Source organism: [Roseibacterium] beibuensis (genome assembly GCF_039542305.1).
GTDB lineage: Bacteria > Pseudomonadota > Alphaproteobacteria > Rhodobacterales > Rhodobacteraceae > Roseibacterium > Roseibacterium beibuensis.
Genome location: NZ_BAABHW010000001.1, coordinates 793,697 through 809,839 on the forward strand (window position 1 = coordinate 793,697; position 16,143 = coordinate 809,839).

Sequence of the window (16,143 nt, forward strand, 5' to 3'; positions counted from 1 at the left end):
TTGCTGGCCATTCTGCCAGGCAAACAGGCCTTCCCGAGGATGCAGGCGAGTCGCCGGTCGCCTCAAGGACAAGCCGCGCGCTGCGCGGTCGCCCTTCGGGCGATCCTTGACCCGCCCGCCGACTCGCGCGGGTCACCCGCGGATGCGGGCCACCATCTCGGTCATGTCGCGGCTCAGCCCCTCGGTCGCGGCGATGCGGTCCAGTTCGGCGCGGATCATCTCCTGCCGGTCGGTGTCATAGCGCGGCCAGGTCTCGAACAGGGTGGAGAGCCGCGCCGCCGTTTGCGGGTTGGCGCCGTCCATCCGGATCAGCCAGTCGGCCACGAAGCGGTAGCCCGCGCCGGAGGGATCGTGGAAGGCCGCCGGGTTCATGCTGAGCCCGCCGATGACCGAGCGGAAGCGGTTGGGGTTCTTCCAGTCGAAGAGCGGATGTTCGGTCAGCGCCCGGGCGACCGCCAGCGCGTCGGCGGGCGGCGTCGTGCTGACCTGCAGCATGAACCATTTGTCCATCACCAGCCGGTCGCCTTTCCACTGCGCCTCGAAGGCGGCGGGGGCCGCGCGGTCGCCGGCGGCGATCAGGCAGGTCAGCGCCGCGACCTGGTCGGTCATGTTGGTGGCGGCGTCGAACTGTGCGCGGGCCAGCGACGGGTCGCTTGGCGGCGACAGGAAGCGCAGCGCGGTGTTGCGCAGGGCGCGCTTGCCGGCCGAGGCGGCGTCGGGGCTGTAATCGGGGCCGGGGTCATGCGCCTCGTAAAGCTGGCGGAAGAGGGGGGCCAGGGCCGTGCCCATCCGCTCCGATATGGCCTGCCGCGTTGCGTGGATCGCGGTCGGATCGGGCACGAGGCCCGCATCATGGACGGCCTGCGCGATGTCATCCTCGGACGGGAAGCCGAGCGCAAGCGCGCGGAAGGCCGGGTCGAGCGTCTCGTCCCCGGCCAGTTTGCCGATCGCGTCGATCACCATCCCGGTGTCGAACGGCGTTCCCGACAGGTCGGCGACAATGGCCTCGCGCAGCAGGCTGCGGCCCGCCTCCCATCGGTTGAACGGGTCGCTGTCATGGGCCAGCAGCACCGCGCGATCCTCGGCCGAGAGCGGCGCGTCGAGGATGACCGGCGCCGAGAAGCCGCGCAGCAGCGATGGGATCACCCGGTCCGGGCGGGGCACGCCGGCCTCGCGCGCGAGGGCGGCGAGGTCCCATGTGCGGGTGAGGTCCGGGCTGTCGAGTTCCAGCACCGTGTCGGGCAACAGGTCCACGCCCTCGGGGCTGAGAAAGCCGAGCCGCACGGGGATCAGCGCGGGTTCCTTGAGCGGCTGGCCGGGGGTTTCCGGCACCTCTTGCTGCAGGGTCAGGGTCAGGTCGTCGCCCGCGATGGACCACTCCGCCGTCACGCGCGGGGTGCCCGCCTGCGAATACCAGCGCTTGAACTGGCTGAGGTCGCGTTGCGCGACATCCTCGAAGACCTGAAGCCAATCCTCGATGGTGCAGGCCTGCCCGTCATGGCGGGCGAAATACTCGTCAAGGGCGGCGCGCCACGCGTCGGGGCCGGCCAGCTCGCGCAGCATCCGGATGACCTCGGCGCCCTTCTCGTAGACCGTGGCGGTGTAGAAGTTGTTGATCTCGATATAGGTTTCGGGCCGGACCGGGTGGGCCAGCGGGCCGGCATCCTCGCGGAACTGGCGCGCGCGCAGTTGCAGCACGTCCTCGATGCGCTTGACCGGGGCGCTGCGCATGTCGGCGCTGAACTGCTGGTCGCGAAAGACGGTCAGCCCCTCCTTGAGGCACAGCTGGAACCAGTCGCGGCAGGTGATGCGGTTGCCGGTCCAGTTGTGGAAATACTCGTGCGCGACGATGCCCTCGATGAAGTCGTAATCGCGGTCGGTGGCGGTCTCGGCGCTGGCGAGCACGAATTTGGAGTTGAAGATGTTCAGCCCCTTGTTCTCCATCGCGCCCATGTTGAAATCGTCCACGGCGACGATGTTGAACACGTCCAGATCGTATTCGCGGCCATAGACCTGCTCGTCCCAGGCCATGGAGCGTTTCAGCGCGTCCATCGCATAGGCGCAGCGGGTCTCGTCCCCGGGCCGCACCCAGATGTTGAGATCGACCTTGGCGCCGCTGGCGGTGGTGAAGCTGTCGGAATGGGCGACAAGATCGCCCGCGACCAGCGCGAAAAGATAGGCGGGTTTGGGCCAGGGGTCGTGCCACTCGGCCCAGCCGTCGCCCTGGGCGATGGGGTTGCCGTTCGACAGGAGCACCGGAAGGTCGCTTTCGATGCGCACCGTGAAAGGGGCCATCACGTCGGGCCGGTCGGGGTAAAAGGTGATCTTGCGGAAACCTTCGGCCTCGCACTGGGTGCAGAACATGCCATTCGAGGTGTAAAGCCCCTCCAGCGCGGTATTTGCCTCGGGGTCGATGGCGACCTCGGCCTCCAGCGTGAAGGCGTCGCCGGGCAGGCGCTCGGCGGGGATGGTCAACCCCTCGGGCGTCAGCAGGTAGTCGAAGGCCGTCAGCGGCTTGCCGTTCAGCGACAGCGTGATCAGGCGCAGGTTCTCGCCATCGAGGCGCAGGTTGCCCTCGTCCAGCCCCTCGGGATTGGCGCGGAAGGCGATCTTCGATTTCACGCGCGTGTCCTTGGGTGACAGCCGGAAGGTCAGGTGCACGCTGTCCACCAGGTGGCTGGGTGGACGGTAATCGGCAAGGTGGATCGGCTGGGGGGCGGCGTCCTTCATGGCGCGGGTCCTGTCGTTGGGGCTGTCTGAAAGCTAGGCCGCGCGGGGCGGGGCCGCAACCGCGCCAAGCGGCTGAATGGGAACCATGTCGCATCTGCGGCGTTGAGAGGCTGACGCAAGAACAGGACAGGAGACCTCAGATGAGCGCCCCCGACACCAATCTGGAAAAACAGGAACGCCGCCACAAACCCTCGATGATCGCCCTGCGGCTGGTTATCGCCTTCGCCGTGCTGGCGCTGGTCGGTTTCGTTGCGCTGCAGATGCTCGGCTCGGGCGACCCGATCGCCGAAGAGCTGGAAACCGGCAGCGCCCCCTCTGCTGCGGTCGATTGAGGCAGCGCGGGGAATCGCTTTGACGCGCGGCGATTTCCCCTTATCTGACCGCCCATGAACGGCAATGTTCTCGTTTGGTTCAAGCGCGACCTGCGCATTCACGATAACCCCGCACTGGCCGAGGCGGCCGGGCGGGGTGCGTGCGTTCTGCCCCTTTACATCGTCGAGCCCGAGCTCTGGGCGCAGCCCGACGCCTCTGCCCGGCAATGGCGCTTCGTGGCCGAGAGCCTGGCCGGGGTGCGGGACGACCTGGCCGGGCTGGGCGCGCCCCTGGTGGTGCGCATGGGCGATGCGGTCGAGGTGCTGCGGACGCTCTGCGCGCGGCACGGCATCGCGCAGATCGTCAGCAGCGAGGAAACCGGCAACCTCTGGACCTATGCGCGCGACCGCCGCGTGGGGGCCTGGGCGCGCGAGGCCGGGATCGCCTGGGTCGAGGTGCCGCAACTGGGCGTGGTGCGGCGGTTGTCGGGGCGCGACGGGTGGGCCGCCGGTCGCGAAAAGGCCATGCGGCGCAAAGCGATGGCCGCGCCCGAGGCGCTGAAGCCCCTGCCGGAAGAGGCGGGGGCGATCCCGGATGCGCGCGATCTGGGCCTTGCCTTCGATCCCTGTCCGGGGCGTCAGAAGGGCGGGCGCGCGCACGGCCTTTCGCTGATGCAGGGGTTTCTGACCGAACGCGGGCGCAGCTATCGCCGCGACATGTCCTCTCCCCTGACCGGGGAGGGGGCCTGTTCCCGCCTGTCGCCGCACCTGGCCTGGGGCACGCTCAGCCCGCGCGAGGTGGTGCAAGCGACCAAGGCGCGCAAATCCGAGGTGAAAGGCACGCGCGAGGAGTGGGCGGGATCGCTGAAAAGCTTCGAGGCGCGGCTCGCCTGGCGCGACCATTTCATGCAGAAGCTGGAGGATCAGCCCAGCATCGAGACGCGCTGCCTGCACCCGGCCTACGAGGCTCTGCGCCCGGTCGCGCCCGATGCCGCGCGTCTGGCGGCGTGGCAGGCGGGAGAGACGGGCCTGCCCTTTGTCGATGCCTGCATGCGGTACCTGGCCCATGGCGGCTGGCTGAATTTCCGGATGCGCTCGATGCTGGTGGCGGTGGCCTCCTATCACCTGTGGCTGGACTGGCGCGCGACCGGGCCGCATCTCGCGCGGATGTTCACCGATTACGAACCGGGCATCCACTGGCCGCAGGTGCAGATGCAATCGGGCACGACCGGCATGAACACGGTGCGCATCTACAACCCGGTCAAGCAGGGGCATGACCAGGACCCGGACGGGGTGTTCACGCGACGGTGGGTGCCGGAACTGGCCGAGGTGCCCGATGCTTTCCTGCAGGAACCGTGGCGTTGGGAGGGGGCGGGGCGGCTCTTGGGCAAACGCTATCCGGTTCCGCTGGTGGATGTGGCCAGGGCCGCGAAGGAGGCGCGCGAAAAGGTCTGGGGTGTGCGGCGCGGCGCGGCTTTCCGCGACGAGGCCGCGCGGATTGTCGAGAAGCATGCCAGCCGCAAGGATCGGGGCGCGGGCCGGCATTTCGTGAATGACCGTGCACCCCGGCGGCGCGGCGGCGGCGACGCCCGGCAGTTGCGCATGGACCTGTGAGAGGGTGCGCCGCGCCTGCGCCGCGTCGCCCGGGCAAGCGCCTCAAGGGGCCTTGAGCCCCTTTCGGCGCTGGTTTGCATATTTGAGGGATAAAGATGGGGCGGGGTGGCCCGGAAAGGGGAAGCGATGGCCAGGATGCGCCGGAATTCGGATTTGCCGCAAAAGACCTGCGCGCAATGCGGGCGGCCCTTTGCGTGGCGCAAGAAATGGGAGAAGGTCTGGGACGAGCTGCGCTATTGCTCGGACCGCTGCCGGGCCGAGGCGAAGCGCGGGCGCAAGAGCGGAGGAAAGGATGGCTGACCAGTTGATTTCCACCGGATCGCCCTTCGAGGCCGAGATCGGGTATTCGCGCGCCGTGGTGGCCGATGGCTGGGTCTTCGTCGCGGGCACGACCGGGTTCGACTATGCGACGATGGAGATCTCCGACGACGTGGCCGCGCAGGCCGATCAGACCTTTCGCACCATTGCCGGGGCGTTGGCCGAGGTCGGGGCCTCGATGGCTGACGTGGTGCGGGTGCGCTACATCCTGCCCGATGCCGAAGATTGGCCCGCCTGCTGGCCGGTGACGCGCAACTGGCTGGGCGAGGTGCGGCCTGCCGCGACCATGATCGTGGCGGCCTTGCAGGACCCGCGCATGAAAATCGAGATCGAAGTGACCGCAAGATTGCCCAAGACTTAGGCATGTGCACGGGCTGCGGGCGGTCTGCGCGGGGCTGTCCCTTTGCGGCGGCGATTAGCCGGGCTATATCGGGAAGGATCGGAACGACCCGGAAGGACAATCATGGCCCGGCCCGTCATTGGCATCATCGGCAACCATCACCTCGTCAATGACGAGTACCCGACCCATGCGGGCGGGACGATGAATTCCGAGGCGATCGCCTGCGTGGCCGATTGCATGCCGCTGCTGATCCCGGCCGATCCGCGCTTCGTAGCGACCGAGGAATTGATGACGGCCTGCGACGGGTTCCTGTTCACCGGCGGGCGGCCCAACGTGCACCCCGAGGAATATGGCGAGGACGCAACCGAGGCGCATGGCGCGTTCGACCGGGCGCGCGACGCGGTGGCCTTGCCGCTGATCCGCGCCTGCGTCGAGCGGGGACAGCCGATCTTCGGCGTCTGCCGAGGCTTCCAGGAGGTCAACGTGGCGATGGGGGGCACGCTCTACCCCGAGATCCGGGATCTGCCCGGACGGATGAACCACCGCATGCCCCCCGATGGCACGATCGAAGAGAAATTCGCCCTCCGCCATACCGTCACCTTCACCGAAGGCGGGCCGTTTCATCGGCTCTTCGGCTCGACCGAGGTGATGACGAACACGCTGCACGGGCAGGGGATCAAGACGCCGGGGGCACGGATCGTGATCGACGGCCACGCGCCCGACGGCACGCCCGAGGCAACCTATGTGAAGGACGCGCCCGGCTTCACCCTGTCGGTCCAGTGGCACCCCGAGTACCGCGCGGCGACCGACCCGGTCAGCCGCCCGCTGTTCGAGGCTTTCGGGCAGGCGGCGCGGGACTGGCAGGCCCGGAAACGGCCCGTCTCGGTCGCCGAGGTCGCCTGATCGGCCCTGCGCTGTCAGGAACACCCCGCTTTTGCGCCGCTTCGGTCATGCCTTGGGCCGATGGCGACGCGCTTGACCCTCTCGTCATCATCTCGAAACGGGGTCACGATGTGCCGTTTCCGCATACGCGCCGCCATGGCGGCCGGCGCATTGGCAGGCCCCGCGCTGGCCGATTGGGCCGCATCGCCGCAAAGCACGGGCGTGGCGGGCCACCACCGGCGCGCAGCCAAGCGGCACCGCCAGCGCGATGCGCGGTGTGACCATGTCGGGCCATGGCGCGTGGAGCGCGCGTTTCGCCTTGCAGCAAGGCACCCCGCGCTCCGGCGTGATGCGCTCAGGTCGATTTGGGGCCGCGCAACTCCTTGATATGGAGGCGGATCTTGTCCCATTTCTCGGCGTCTGCGGTGTTGCCCTCGTCGCGGGCGGCGGCGGCCTTCTGCGCTGCTTCGGCCTCGGCCTTGTCGCCATGGGCGTCGTAAAGCGCATGGGCGTATTGGATGATGTCCTTGGTTTCCATCTGGTCTCCTCCTTGGTTGATCCGGTCTGATGTCAGGTGATCCCGCGCGCCCGGGCAGAGCGCGTCGAGCGTGTCGGGGGCGAGAGGGCGGCCATCGGGCGTGGTGGCGATGAGGCCGCCGGGCGTCTGGATCAGGATGGCAAGGGGGCGTTTCCCGCCCCATCCGGCCAGACCGCGCTCGGGGGACGGGCCGCGCCTCACGTCGAGCGTGACCTCTTCCACGGTGCTGACCGCGTTGGGTCCGCACTGCCGCACCGGGCCGAGGGAGACGCGCCGCCGTCTCATGCGGGACCCCGTGAAAAGAGCATCCCGCGATTGACCCAGGCAAAGCGCAGGCCGGTTCCCAGCACCCGGTCGGGGCGGATCGCCAGGGTGCCCGCTGCGCTGAACTCGAACACCCGGTTGGCGAAATCCGGCACGATCTCGATCCGGCGCGCGGCCTGTCCCGGCCCGTAGATCGGGGGGGGTGAGGCAGCCCCTGAGCGCGCCGGTATCGGCGGGATCACCGGTGCCGATCCGGCCGTCCAGTTCGAGGTCGCGCAGGCGAAAGGCCGAAAGCAGGCCTGCCACCAAGGCACCCACACCCTGCACCTGTTGCAACCTGCGCAGGTGGCGCGAGGCGCGGTGGGGGGCGGGTCGTTTTTTCCGATCTCGCGCAGGCTTGTCGCGCCGTTTGTCACCCGCCAGCGGGATGGCTGGCGCATGCCCCGCCAACAGGCGCAGGTCCAAGCGGAGCTCCGCCGGTGCGGTGCGCGCCCGGAACCGCAGGTGCCACGGCAGCAGGGCCAGCAGCACCACTGCCGCAAGCAACGTCAAAAGGATGCCGAGCGCGGGGACCATCGGCTCAGGCGTCGTTTTCCCTGGCCGCGTTGCGCCCCATGGCGCGGCCCGCGGTTTCGGCCAGCACGGTCGCGACCGAGGTCATGGCGCCTTTCACCGCTTCGACGCGCGCGCCGTTCTGGTCGATGATGATCGCCCCCAGCGGCTTGATCCCGCCACCGGCGCCCGCGCCGCCGCCCTTGCCCTGCGCCTCGCCCTTGCCGGCATCGCCTGTGCCTTCGCCGCCGCCCGCGCCAAAGCCGAAGCCGTAGCTGACAATGGGAATGACCGTCGCGCCATCCCGCTCGATCGGGTCGCCGAGCACGTTCTTTGGATTGAGCAGCTTGTCGAGGTCTTCGACCGTCGATGTCAGAAGCGCGTCCACGTCCGTCATGGCAACCTCCCTGCGTGCCGCGAAAAGACGCCGATAGGTTGCGCATGAAAAGATCGAGACGCCTTGATGCAGGTCAGGGCATCAGCCGTATTGCGCCAGCATCGCCTTCAGGTCGTCGAGCGTGTTGGCCTCGGATACCGGTTTGTCCTGGCGCCAGCGGGCCATGCGGGGAAAGCGCAGGGCAACGCCGGATTTGTGGCGCGGGCTTTCCTGAATGCCTTCGAAGGCGATCTCGAAGACATGGTGGGGCTTGACCGCGCGGACCGGGCCGAAGCGGTCGGTGGTGTTCTTGCGCACCCAGGCGGTGATCTTGCGGAACTCCGCATCCGTCAGGCCGGAATAGGCCTTGGTGAAGGGCACAAGCGCGTCCCCGTCCCAGACGGCGAAGGTGAAATCGGTATAGAGCGTCGCCCGCCGCCCCGAGCCGGCCTGCGCATAGATCATCACCGCGTCGATGGTCAGGGGATCGACCTTCCATTTCCACCAATCGCCCTTCTTGCGACCCGCGAGATAGGGCGCGGCGCGGCGTTTCAGCATCAGCCCCTCGGCCCCGATCTCGCGGCTGATGGCGCGGGCCTCGGTCAGCTCGGCCCAAGTGTCGGCCTCGACCGAGGGGGACAGGCGCAGGGGCGCGCCCTCGGGCAGGTCTGATGCAAGGGTTTCGAGCTGCGCCCGTCGCTCGGACAGGGGGCGATCGCGCCAGTCTTCGCCGCCCCATTCCAGCAGGTCATAGGCCATGACGATCACGGGCGCCTCTTTCAGAAGCTTTTTCGGCACCGTCTTGCGCCCGATGCGCGGCTGCAAGCGGGCAAAGGGCAGGGGGCGGGCGGCCTCGGCGTCCCAGGCCAGCACCTCGCCATCGATCACGGTGCCCTCGGGGATGAAATCGCGCAGGCGCGCCAGTTCCGGGAAGCGGTCGGTCATCAGGTCTTCGCCCCGTGACCACAGCCAATGCGCGCCCCCGCGAAGGATCACCTGGCCGCGGATGCCGTCCCATTTGCGCTCGGCGAGCCAGTCGGAGACATCGCCGAGGTCCTCGGGGGCATCCTCCAACTGGTAGGCGAGGTAGAACGGGTAGGGGCGCGACAGGTCGGCGGTCGGGTCCGGCGCCTCGATCAGGGTTTGCCATGTCACGCTGTCGGGGGTCCAGTCGCCCATCAGCCGGTGGGTCAGTTCGGCCTCGTCGATGCCGGTGGCCTGCGCCAGCGCGCGGGTCATCAGTTTCTGGCTGACCCCCATGCGCCAGCCTCCCGTCAAAAGCTTGTTGAAGACGAAGCGTTCCACCGGGCCGAGGCTGTCCCACGCGTCGAAGATGGCGGATTTGCGCGCCTCCTCGTCCTCGGCATCGAGGGCGCGCAGCCGCGCGATCCACTCGGCCAGGCTGAGCTCCGCGTCGCGCGTGTTGGGCGGCAGGACCAGCGCGATGGTTTCGGACAGATCGCCCACCACGGGGTAGCAGGCCTCGAACAGCCAGAGGGGGATGCCCGCCAGCTCGGCCGCCCATTCGCGCAGCTTGGTCGTGGTGATCGTCCGGCGCGGGCGGCGGCCTGACAGAAGCGCGATGCACCACAGCTTGTCAGCCTCGGGCGCGTTGCGGAAATAGTCCGCAAGCGCCTCGGTCTTGGCCTTGGTCGAGTTGGTCTGATCCAGCCGCGTGAACATCGCGGCGAAGCGTTTCATGCCGCCGCGGTCTCCTTGATCCAGGCGCCGAGTTCTGCGCAGGCGCGGGTGGCTGCGGGGGTGGCGCCGGCGCGCAGGTGCCAGACATGCTGCAACCCGTGCCACAGGTCGAGCCGCGTCTCGGGCAGGCGGGCGGCCAGCGCGCGGGCGTCGGGCGCCAGCGCCTCGCCGTCATTGGCCTGCACCATGATCGGCGGCAGACCCGCCAGATCGCCCTTGAGCGGGCTGAGGCGCGGATCGGTCGGGTCGGCCCCGTCGAGATAGGCGTCGAAGATGCGCTGCGCCCAGGCCGCGGGGATCAGGTATTCCTCGGTTGCCTCGTCGGCGCGGGCCCCGACATCGCCTGTCAGATCCAGCGCGGGCGCGATCAGCGCGATGGCGCGCGGCAGGGGCAGGCCCGCGTCGCGCGCTGCCATGACGGTCCCGAGCGCAAGGTTGCCGCCCGCGCTGTCCCCGCCGATGGCGGCAGGCGGGTCGCCCGCGTCGCAATGGGCGCGGTAGGCGGCAAGGATCGCGTCAGGCGCGGCGGGAAACGGGTTTTCCGGCGCCAGCGGGTAACCCGGCATGTGCATCCGCATGCCCGCCGCCTTGGCGACGTGGCTGGCCAGCGCAAGGTGCGTGCGCGGGCTGCCGATGGTGAAGCCGCCGCCATGGATGTAGAACAGAAGCGGCGCCTCCGGGCCCACGCCCGGCGGGGTGATCATCAGCCCGTCGCGCCCGTCGCTTTCGACCTGCGTGCCGCGCGGTTTCTTCCCGCCCGACAGCGCGGAGGTCGCGAAGAGGACGCGCAACGCCTTGTGCCACGGCACGTTCGCCAGTGTCGGCTTTTCCATGTATCGTGCCATGCCGCGATAGAGGCGGTCCTTGAGGGTCAGCTCAGCGTTCATCAGGTGTTCCTTCAGGTTCGGCGTCATCGAGCGTTTCGCCGCCATATTCGGTTTCGACAATCCCGGCCTCGTAGCCCTGGTCCGACAGCCATCGCGAAAACTGCGCGGTGTAGCCATGGGTGACATAGACGCGGCTGGCCCCGGTCTCGGCGATGGCGGTATTCAGCCCGTCCCAATCGGCGTGATCGGACACGATGAAGCCGCGATCCGCCGCCCGCCTGCGCCGCACGCCCCTCAGCCGCATCCAGCCCGAGGCAAAGCCGGTCGAGACCGGCCCCAGCTTGCGCATCCAGGGCGTCCCGAGCGCCGAGGGCGGGGCCAGAACCATCGCGCCGGGATAGGCCGTGAGGTCGGTTTCGGCCCTGATCTGGACCGTGTCGGGCAGGGATAGTCCCTGGTCGCGTAAAACCTGTGTCACCGCCTCGACCGCGCCATGGGTCAGGATCGGGCCGATGGACGGGTCCAGCAGCCGCAGGATGCGCTGCGCCTTGCCAAGGGCATAGACGCCAAGCACGGCGCGCTTGCCCTGCGCCGCGCTGTCGGCCCACCACTGGTTCAGCTCCTCGGCCAGCACGTCCTGTGGCGTCCACGTGTAGATGGGCAATCCGAAGGTCGACTCGGTGATGAAGGTGTCGCAGCGCACCGGCTCGAACGGCTCGGACAGCCCGTCATCGACCACCTTGTAATCGCCCGAGGCGACCCAGACCTCGCCCCCCACCTCGACGCGGATCTGGGCCGAGCCGGGAACGTGGCCGGCGGGGTGGAAGCTGATATTGGCGTCGCCGATCCTGTGGACCTCGCCGTAGGGGGTGGTTTGCAGCCGGATATCGCCCAGCCGATGCCGGATCACCGGCGCGGCGGCCTCAGTCGCGAGGTAGGCGCGGTGGCCCCATCGCGCATGGTCGCTATGGCCGTGGGTGATCAGCGCCCGCTCGACCGGCCGCCACGGGTCGATATAGGCATCGGCCGCGGGGCAGTAGATGCCGGCTTCGGTGAATTCCAGAACCATGGAACGGTTATAGGAAGGAATGCGCCCCCCGAACAGGCGCGTCAGGCGGTCTGGCCCGTCACCTTGGCGTAGAGGGCGAGATCCCGAGGATAGAGGCGCTCGATCATGGCCATTTCCGCGTCCGAGACGTTTTCGCGCAGGGACCTTGCCCCGGTCCGCCCCGAGTGGCGTTCCTCCAGCCCGCCAAAATGGCCGAACACCTCCTGGCAGACCTCGCGCAGGCCGGTCTCCAGATCCTCGATGACATGAACGCCGTAGTCGGACACATCGCCCGGGATCAGGTCGACCTGCGGCAGGAAATGCGGGTTGGTGAAATAACGGTGGTCTTCGAGCCAGTGCAGGAAGTCCAGAAAATTCGGCGGCGTACCCTCTGCGCCGCAAAGTCCGTAGCGGATGTGGAAACTCCTCGACACGCCCTTGTCCTTCCAACCGGACATGGCCCGGGCCACCGGGTCACGCAGGAACACGACCTTCCTGGCATCTCTGAACTGCTCTGCGGTCGGGATGCGGTTGAAGATGTTCTTGGCCAGCAGCCCGACCTCGTCCTGCCGCTTCACCCCGGCATGGGCGGTCAGTGTCCGCGAGATCGTGGAATTCGCGTTCTTGGGGATGCGCGCGTAGTAGAGACCGAATTTCGGAATGTAGTAGCAGCGCGACAGCACCGCCTTTTTCGCGTGCCCGGGCGTGCTGGCCAGCATCGGGTGGTCTTTCGGGTCCGGATAAGCAGACAGAACGCGCCAGTTATGCAGATCGGCGATCGCCCGATGGTAGAGGAGGCGCGGGCTCTTCATTGACGGGTTGTCCTGTGATGTCAGGGGCTGGCGCGGAACTCGTCATTGGTGATAGCGGGGCGGCTCGCGCAAAACAACGGATCCGTCGACGGGGGCGCGCGGATCAGTCGAACCTGTGCAGGTGGTCGTGATGCAGCGTGAAATCGCGCTCGTAGATCTTTTCGACCCGCGCGATCTGCTGGCGCGTGGGGGTGAAGGGCATGCGGCGCGCGTTGACATTCGTCTTTTTCTCGACGGTCGCGCGTGGCGGCGGCTGCAGGCCGCAAAGCTCGTGCACCAACGCGATGCCCTTGTCGAAATCCCTCAGGTCGAAGACGTGACTGAGCAGGATGTTCCCGTCTTCGTCCACGATATCGGGCCACATGGGCGCGGTGTGCGTGGCGAAATGCACGCCATGCGGCTTTTCCGCGACCGGGCTGGCGAGGCAGGCTTCGATCTTGCCCAGGTGACGGTCAAACCGGTGGTTCAGCGCGGTCCGGCGCAGGGGGCCGATCGGCAGCCGGGCCGAGCGGCTCAGCAGCCCGCCGCGATAGCCCGGCTTGTCGAGGTAGAAGAACCCGCTGATGCAGCGCTCGAGCGGGTCGCGGCTGAAGGCGAAGCGGACCATCTTGTCCCAATGCTCGCGGTAGATGAAATCGCGCGCATAGATGCAGCGGCGGAACTGCCAGCGCCCCAGCGGAACGCGGTGGTTGTTCAGCACGTCGTTCCATTCGCTCGGCGGGCTTTCGGGAAAGTTCTGGATGTTGCCGCGGCGGCAGGACTGGGCATAGGTCTCGTGCAGCACCGCCCGGGTGGATTGCCCCGCGCTCTTGCGGATGTGCAGCCAGAAGAAGGGCGGCATGGGCTCGGTCGTGGTCGGCAGAACGGCCGTCATGGGTGCATATCCGTCAGATCTTCTTCGGTCAGCGGCGCGGGGATGCGGGCGGAGCGGTGGCATCGCTCGATGCACCGCGTCTTACTGGCCTGCCCCTGGCAAGGCAAGCGACCGCGCCGGGGGCGCGAACTGGACAAGGGGAAGGGGGGCGCGTAAGCGTGATCTCCAGCCCAAGGCCGTTCTGGCCGATCCGACCCGGCCCGCGCCCCATGATCATCTCGCACCGTCACAGGTTCATCTTTCTCAAGACGCAGAAAACCGCTGGCAGCAGCGTCGAGCTGGCGCTGTCCGAGATCTGCGGCCCCGAGGATGTCATCACGCCGATGAACGCCGTGGAACGCGAGGACGATCCGGCGCGGCGCGGCCCGCAGAATTACCATGTTCCGCCTGCCTACCGCCCGCTCGGCGCGGCGCTGTTGCACCGGATGGGGGCACGGGCGCGCAAATCCGGCTTTTCCTATTTCCAGCACATGCCGGCCGCGCTTGTCCGCCGCCGCATGGACCCGGCAGAGTTCGACAGCTACCGCAAGGTGACGATCGTGCGAAATGCCTGGGACCGGGAAGTGTCGCTGTATTTCTGGGCGACGCGTAAGCTGGATGAGAAACCCGGTTTCGAGCAGTTCGTGCGTCGCAGGGTCTGGCGGCCCGGGATGAAGACGTTCGAGATCTACTCGATCAACGGCAAGAGCGTCGCCGACACCGTGATGCGTTATGAAACGCTGGCGGAGGATTTCGCCAGCTTCGTCGGCAGTCTCGGGCTTGACCACGTGCCTGTCCTGCCGCGCGCCAAGGGCAGTTTCCGCACCAAGGCCAAGCGCGATTACCGCGATTTCTATACCGACGAGACCGCCGAGATCGTCCGCCGCCGCTATGCGCGCGAGATCGACCTGTTCGGCATGACCTTCTGAGCGGTCAATCCTTGCGGCCCCGCAGCTTGTTCCACGCGTGCCGCAGCTTGCCGGTCCGGCCCGAGGTGAATTCCGGGTAATGCAGGATCTTGGGATGCGCTTCGTTGTCGTCCCAGACTTCGAGGTATTTCGGATAGCGGATGTTGTATTCCGGCGGCAGCACGAACAGCCGCAGATCCGACAGCCAGATCAACTCGCGCAGGGTGACCTGGTCGCGCGTGAAGTCGTTCGCGTGATAGGCGTCGGCCCATTCCCTGAACATCGCGACCACGGCCTCGGACCTGCGGAACAGGAAGACGCCGCTGTTGAGTTGCGGAAAACAGCTCGGGATCTCGGTGCGCCAGGTCTGGTTGGTCGAGGGACGTTCGCGCGAATGGGCATGCGCGAGGCAGAGGTCGAACCGGTCGAGCAGGTCGAACAGGTTGGAGATATCCGCGACGATCCGCGTGTCGTTGTCGAGAAACAGCGCCCGGTCGAAGCGGGTTTGCCAGATGTAATCGACCTTTGAGCGTTTGTGCGGGTTCTCGATGATATGGATCTTGTCGAACAGCCCGTCCTCGACCCCGTCGGCGGCGTCGCAATAGAGGTCGATCTCGATGCCCGGGCTTGCCTCGCGCAGCGTGCGCGCCGAGGCGCAGGCGTCGGTGACATAGGCGGCCCCGGTGGCGACGTAGATCACGCCGCGTGTGTCGGTGGTCTCGGGCACGGGATGTCCTCTTGTGTTGCGTGGCTCAGGGCAGGCGCGCGTAGATCGGCGCGATCAGGGCGTTCAGCTTGCGGTTCAGCGCCCGTTTGCCCTTGGCGGTCTTGTTGCGGTGGGGCGTGGGTTCACCCGTCGGAACCGGATGGCCGAGGAACGGGCAGAGCTTGTCCCAGCTATCCCCGTGTTCGAGGCAGAATTCCATGAACAGGCCCGGCTTGTCGGCGAAGAACGCCCGCGCGGCGGCGGTGTGGTCGCGGTAAAGCGCCGTGAATTCGGCCTTGCGCCCGAAGGGCCGGTAGTGGCCGTAGGCATCCTTCATGGATTTCAGGGGGCTGGTGCCATAGCCATGCTGCTCGATCGAGCGAAACCAGGTGTCTTCGTCCCGGCGTACGGTCAGGACGAAGCGCGCGCGGTCGCCATAGACCTCGTAGGCCTTGCGATAGACCAGCGGCCAGGGCCAGTCCTCGAAGGCGTCATAGGCCTCCATCACCGGCAGGGCCGCGTCCATGTCACCGGCGCGGATCGCGGCCAGCAGGGTCTTGGACGGGCCGCGCACGCGGTAGCCCAGCGTCGTCAGCATGTCCTTCATCGTGGTCGTGCCCGTCTTGGACAGGCCGATGACGAAGACCTTTTCGACGGGGTCAGCGGCAGTGGTGGCGGCTGTGTCGGTCATGGTGGGGGCAGTCTTTTCCATCACGGCAGCATATCCGCGCCAAGCCCGGCCTCCAACAGGGCGTCGCGCCCCATGCCGTAGCCGTAGCGGGCAAGGTCCTCGGCATAGACCGCCTCGATCCGCGCAAGGTCGCTGCTGGAAAAGGCGAAGGCGCGGGCGGGGGAGGGTTTTTCGCGGATCTGCTTGGCGGGCGGCGGTGTTCCCAGCCGTTCGGCCAGCATGGCGATGCAGGCATCAACGCCATCCTCGAAGCGGAACACCTCGGCGCCGGGCAGTTCAAACTCGTGCTGCGGCCGGAAATGGTTGTCGCGATACCAGGGGTTTATCGCGCGCCGGGTCAGGGCATAGCGCAGCCATCCGGAAAAGCTCAGCCGGTCGCGCAGCCAGCCGCGCTTGCGCATCTGGTAGCGGTATTCGCTGGCGATCCGGGCGACGGGGTGGCGCACCATCATGAAACTCAGGTCGACCGTGGCCGCCTCGACCAGGCTGGACAGCGGCTCGGCATGCAGGTGCTGGGCCGAGCAGGGAAAGCCCTCGGCGCGCCGGTCTGACTTCAGGGTCACCGTCCCGTGTGTCGCCAGGTACCGCTCGATGGAGGAGCCGCCCGTCTTCGGCACATGGGCGAAGAGGACCGTGTTTCCATTTATCTCGGCCAGGGGCATGGGCTTTTCC

At 67.7% G+C, this 16,143-nt stretch carries 18 protein-coding genes; 6 read left to right on the top strand and 12 right to left on the bottom strand.

The features are described from left to right. Positions 1-132: 132 nt before the first annotated feature. Positions 133-2,730 (bottom strand): aminopeptidase N, encoded by a 2,598-nt coding sequence (gene pepN / locus ABD923_RS03945; RefSeq protein WP_259546556.1) that lies wholly within the window; start codon positions 2,728-2,730, stop codon positions 133-135. A 140-nt stretch (positions 2,731-2,870) separates the two neighbouring features. On the opposite strand from pepN, the gene ABD923_RS03950 reads away from it, so the two are divergent. The 5 genes from ABD923_RS03950 (at position 2,871) to ABD923_RS03970 (ending at position 6,216) form a co-directional block, all read left to right on the top strand. Next, on the top strand, positions 2,871-3,062 hold the full coding sequence (locus tag ABD923_RS03950; protein ID WP_259546555.1) for a hypothetical protein: 192 nt from the start codon (positions 2,871-2,873) through the stop codon (positions 3,060-3,062). A gap of 54 nt (positions 3,063-3,116) precedes the next feature. After that, positions 3,117-4,655 carry an FAD-binding domain-containing protein gene (locus ABD923_RS03955; protein WP_259546554.1) on the top strand — a complete coding sequence of 513 codons (1,539 nt, stop codon included), beginning with the start codon at positions 3,117-3,119 and terminating at the stop codon, positions 4,653-4,655. 126 nt (positions 4,656-4,781) lie between these two features. Next, on the top strand, positions 4,782-4,955 hold the full coding sequence (locus ABD923_RS03960) for a DUF2256 domain-containing protein (protein ID WP_259546553.1): 174 nt from the start codon (positions 4,782-4,784) through the stop codon (positions 4,953-4,955). Then, positions 4,948-5,334, top strand: coding sequence for a RidA family protein (locus ABD923_RS03965; RefSeq protein WP_259546552.1), 387 nt, complete (start codon positions 4,948-4,950; stop codon positions 5,332-5,334). The genes ABD923_RS03960 and ABD923_RS03965 overlap by 8 nt, the downstream gene beginning before the upstream one ends. A 102-nt stretch (positions 5,335-5,436) precedes the next feature. Continuing rightward, complete coding sequence (locus tag ABD923_RS03970; protein WP_222188116.1) at positions 5,437-6,216, top strand: gamma-glutamyl-gamma-aminobutyrate hydrolase family protein; 780 nt, start codon at positions 5,437-5,439, stop codon at positions 6,214-6,216. 334 nt (positions 6,217-6,550) lie between these two features. Here the strand turns inward: ABD923_RS03970 and ABD923_RS03975 are convergent, their stop codons facing one another. The 8 genes from ABD923_RS03975 to ABD923_RS04010 form a co-directional block, all read right to left on the bottom strand. Continuing rightward, positions 6,551-7,018 (bottom strand): hypothetical protein, encoded by a 468-nt coding sequence (locus ABD923_RS03975; RefSeq protein WP_259546551.1) that lies wholly within the window; start codon positions 7,016-7,018, stop codon positions 6,551-6,553. Beyond that, on the bottom strand, positions 7,015-7,311 hold the full coding sequence (locus tag ABD923_RS03980) for a hypothetical protein (RefSeq protein ID WP_345229425.1): 297 nt from the start codon (positions 7,309-7,311) through the stop codon (positions 7,015-7,017). The genes ABD923_RS03975 and ABD923_RS03980 overlap by 4 nt, the downstream gene beginning before the upstream one ends. A 266-nt stretch (positions 7,312-7,577) precedes the next feature. Then, the gene (locus ABD923_RS03985) at positions 7,578-7,946 is read right to left on the bottom strand and encodes a spore germination protein GerW family protein (protein ID WP_259546548.1); all 369 of its coding nucleotides are present in this window, start codon (positions 7,944-7,946) and stop codon (positions 7,578-7,580) included. An 81-nt stretch (positions 7,947-8,027) separates the two neighbouring features. Continuing rightward, positions 8,028-9,626: an ATP-dependent DNA ligase gene (locus tag ABD923_RS03990; protein ID WP_259546547.1), complete on the bottom strand. Its 1,599-nt coding sequence runs from the start codon at positions 9,624-9,626 to the stop codon at positions 8,028-8,030. After that, positions 9,623-10,513 (bottom strand): alpha/beta hydrolase, encoded by an 891-nt coding sequence (locus ABD923_RS03995; RefSeq protein ID WP_259546546.1) that lies wholly within the window; start codon positions 10,511-10,513, stop codon positions 9,623-9,625. The genes ABD923_RS03990 and ABD923_RS03995 overlap by 4 nt, the downstream gene beginning before the upstream one ends. Beyond that, positions 10,503-11,522 (bottom strand): ligase-associated DNA damage response exonuclease, encoded by a 1,020-nt coding sequence (locus ABD923_RS04000; protein WP_259546545.1) that lies wholly within the window; start codon positions 11,520-11,522, stop codon positions 10,503-10,505. Before ABD923_RS04000 ends, ABD923_RS03995 begins: the two co-directional genes overlap by 11 nt. 41 nt (positions 11,523-11,563) lie before the next feature. Then, positions 11,564-12,313: a sulfotransferase family 2 domain-containing protein gene (locus tag ABD923_RS04005; protein ID WP_259546544.1), complete on the bottom strand. Its 750-nt coding sequence runs from the start codon at positions 12,311-12,313 to the stop codon at positions 11,564-11,566. Positions 12,314-12,416: 103 nt separating this feature from the next. Continuing rightward, the gene (locus ABD923_RS04010; RefSeq protein WP_259546541.1) at positions 12,417-13,187 is read right to left on the bottom strand and encodes a sulfotransferase family protein; all 771 of its coding nucleotides are present in this window, start codon (positions 13,185-13,187) and stop codon (positions 12,417-12,419) included. A gap of 209 nt (positions 13,188-13,396) precedes the next feature. Here ABD923_RS04010 and ABD923_RS04015 point away from each other — a divergent pair, with 209 nt between their 5' ends. Next, positions 13,397-14,095, top strand: a complete 699-nt coding sequence (locus tag ABD923_RS04015; protein WP_259546540.1) for a sulfotransferase family 2 domain-containing protein — start codon at positions 13,397-13,399, stop codon at positions 14,093-14,095. A gap of 4 nt (positions 14,096-14,099) precedes the next feature. Here ABD923_RS04015 and ABD923_RS04020 read toward each other — a convergent pair whose 3' ends face one another. From ABD923_RS04020 to ABD923_RS04030, 3 genes are read right to left on the bottom strand one after another with little or no spacing between them, the layout of a single operon-like run. Beyond that, positions 14,100-14,801, bottom strand: coding sequence for a putative nucleotide-diphospho-sugar transferase (locus ABD923_RS04020; protein WP_259546539.1), 702 nt, complete (start codon positions 14,799-14,801; stop codon positions 14,100-14,102). A gap of 25 nt (positions 14,802-14,826) precedes the next feature. Continuing rightward, positions 14,827-15,471 (bottom strand): sulfotransferase family protein, encoded by a 645-nt coding sequence (locus ABD923_RS04025; RefSeq protein ID WP_345229426.1) that lies wholly within the window; start codon positions 15,469-15,471, stop codon positions 14,827-14,829. Between the two features lie 20 nt (positions 15,472-15,491). After that, positions 15,492-16,133 (bottom strand): sulfotransferase family protein, encoded by a 642-nt coding sequence (locus tag ABD923_RS04030; RefSeq protein ID WP_259546537.1) that lies wholly within the window; start codon positions 16,131-16,133, stop codon positions 15,492-15,494. Positions 16,134-16,143 lie beyond the last annotated feature (10 nt).

Excerpts from the sequence above, each read along its gene's own strand:
- pepN (WP_259546556.1), bottom strand. The coding sequence starts at position 2,730 with ATGAAGGACGCCGCCCCCCAGCCGATCCACCTTGCCGATTACCGTCCA.
- ABD923_RS03950 (WP_259546555.1), top strand. The coding sequence starts at position 2,871 with ATGAGCGCCCCCGACACCAATCTGGAAAAACAGGAACGCCGCCACAAA.
- ABD923_RS03955 (WP_259546554.1), top strand. The coding sequence starts at position 3,117 with ATGAACGGCAATGTTCTCGTTTGGTTCAAGCGCGACCTGCGCATTCAC.
- ABD923_RS03960 (WP_259546553.1), top strand. The coding sequence starts at position 4,782 with ATGGCCAGGATGCGCCGGAATTCGGATTTGCCGCAAAAGACCTGCGCG.
- ABD923_RS03965 (WP_259546552.1), top strand. The coding sequence starts at position 4,948 with ATGGCTGACCAGTTGATTTCCACCGGATCGCCCTTCGAGGCCGAGATC.
- ABD923_RS03970 (WP_222188116.1), top strand. The coding sequence starts at position 5,437 with ATGGCCCGGCCCGTCATTGGCATCATCGGCAACCATCACCTCGTCAAT.
- ABD923_RS03975 (WP_259546551.1), bottom strand. The coding sequence starts at position 7,018 with ATGAGACGGCGGCGCGTCTCCCTCGGCCCGGTGCGGCAGTGCGGACCC.
- ABD923_RS03985 (WP_259546548.1), bottom strand. The coding sequence starts at position 7,946 with ATGACGGACGTGGACGCGCTTCTGACATCGACGGTCGAAGACCTCGAC.
- ABD923_RS03990 (WP_259546547.1), bottom strand. The coding sequence starts at position 9,626 with ATGAAACGCTTCGCCGCGATGTTCACGCGGCTGGATCAGACCAACTCG.
- ABD923_RS03995 (WP_259546546.1), bottom strand. The coding sequence starts at position 10,513 with ATGAACGCTGAGCTGACCCTCAAGGACCGCCTCTATCGCGGCATGGCA.
- ABD923_RS04000 (WP_259546545.1), bottom strand. The coding sequence starts at position 11,522 with ATGGTTCTGGAATTCACCGAAGCCGGCATCTACTGCCCCGCGGCCGAT.
- ABD923_RS04005 (WP_259546544.1), bottom strand. The coding sequence starts at position 12,313 with ATGAAGAGCCCGCGCCTCCTCTACCATCGGGCGATCGCCGATCTGCAT.
- ABD923_RS04010 (WP_259546541.1), bottom strand. The coding sequence starts at position 13,187 with ATGACGGCCGTTCTGCCGACCACGACCGAGCCCATGCCGCCCTTCTTC.
- ABD923_RS04015 (WP_259546540.1), top strand. The coding sequence starts at position 13,397 with ATGATCATCTCGCACCGTCACAGGTTCATCTTTCTCAAGACGCAGAAA.
- ABD923_RS04025 (WP_345229426.1), bottom strand. The coding sequence starts at position 15,471 with ATGACCGACACAGCCGCCACCACTGCCGCTGACCCCGTCGAAAAGGTC.
- ABD923_RS04030 (WP_259546537.1), bottom strand. The coding sequence starts at position 16,133 with ATGCCCCTGGCCGAGATAAATGGAAACACGGTCCTCTTCGCCCATGTG.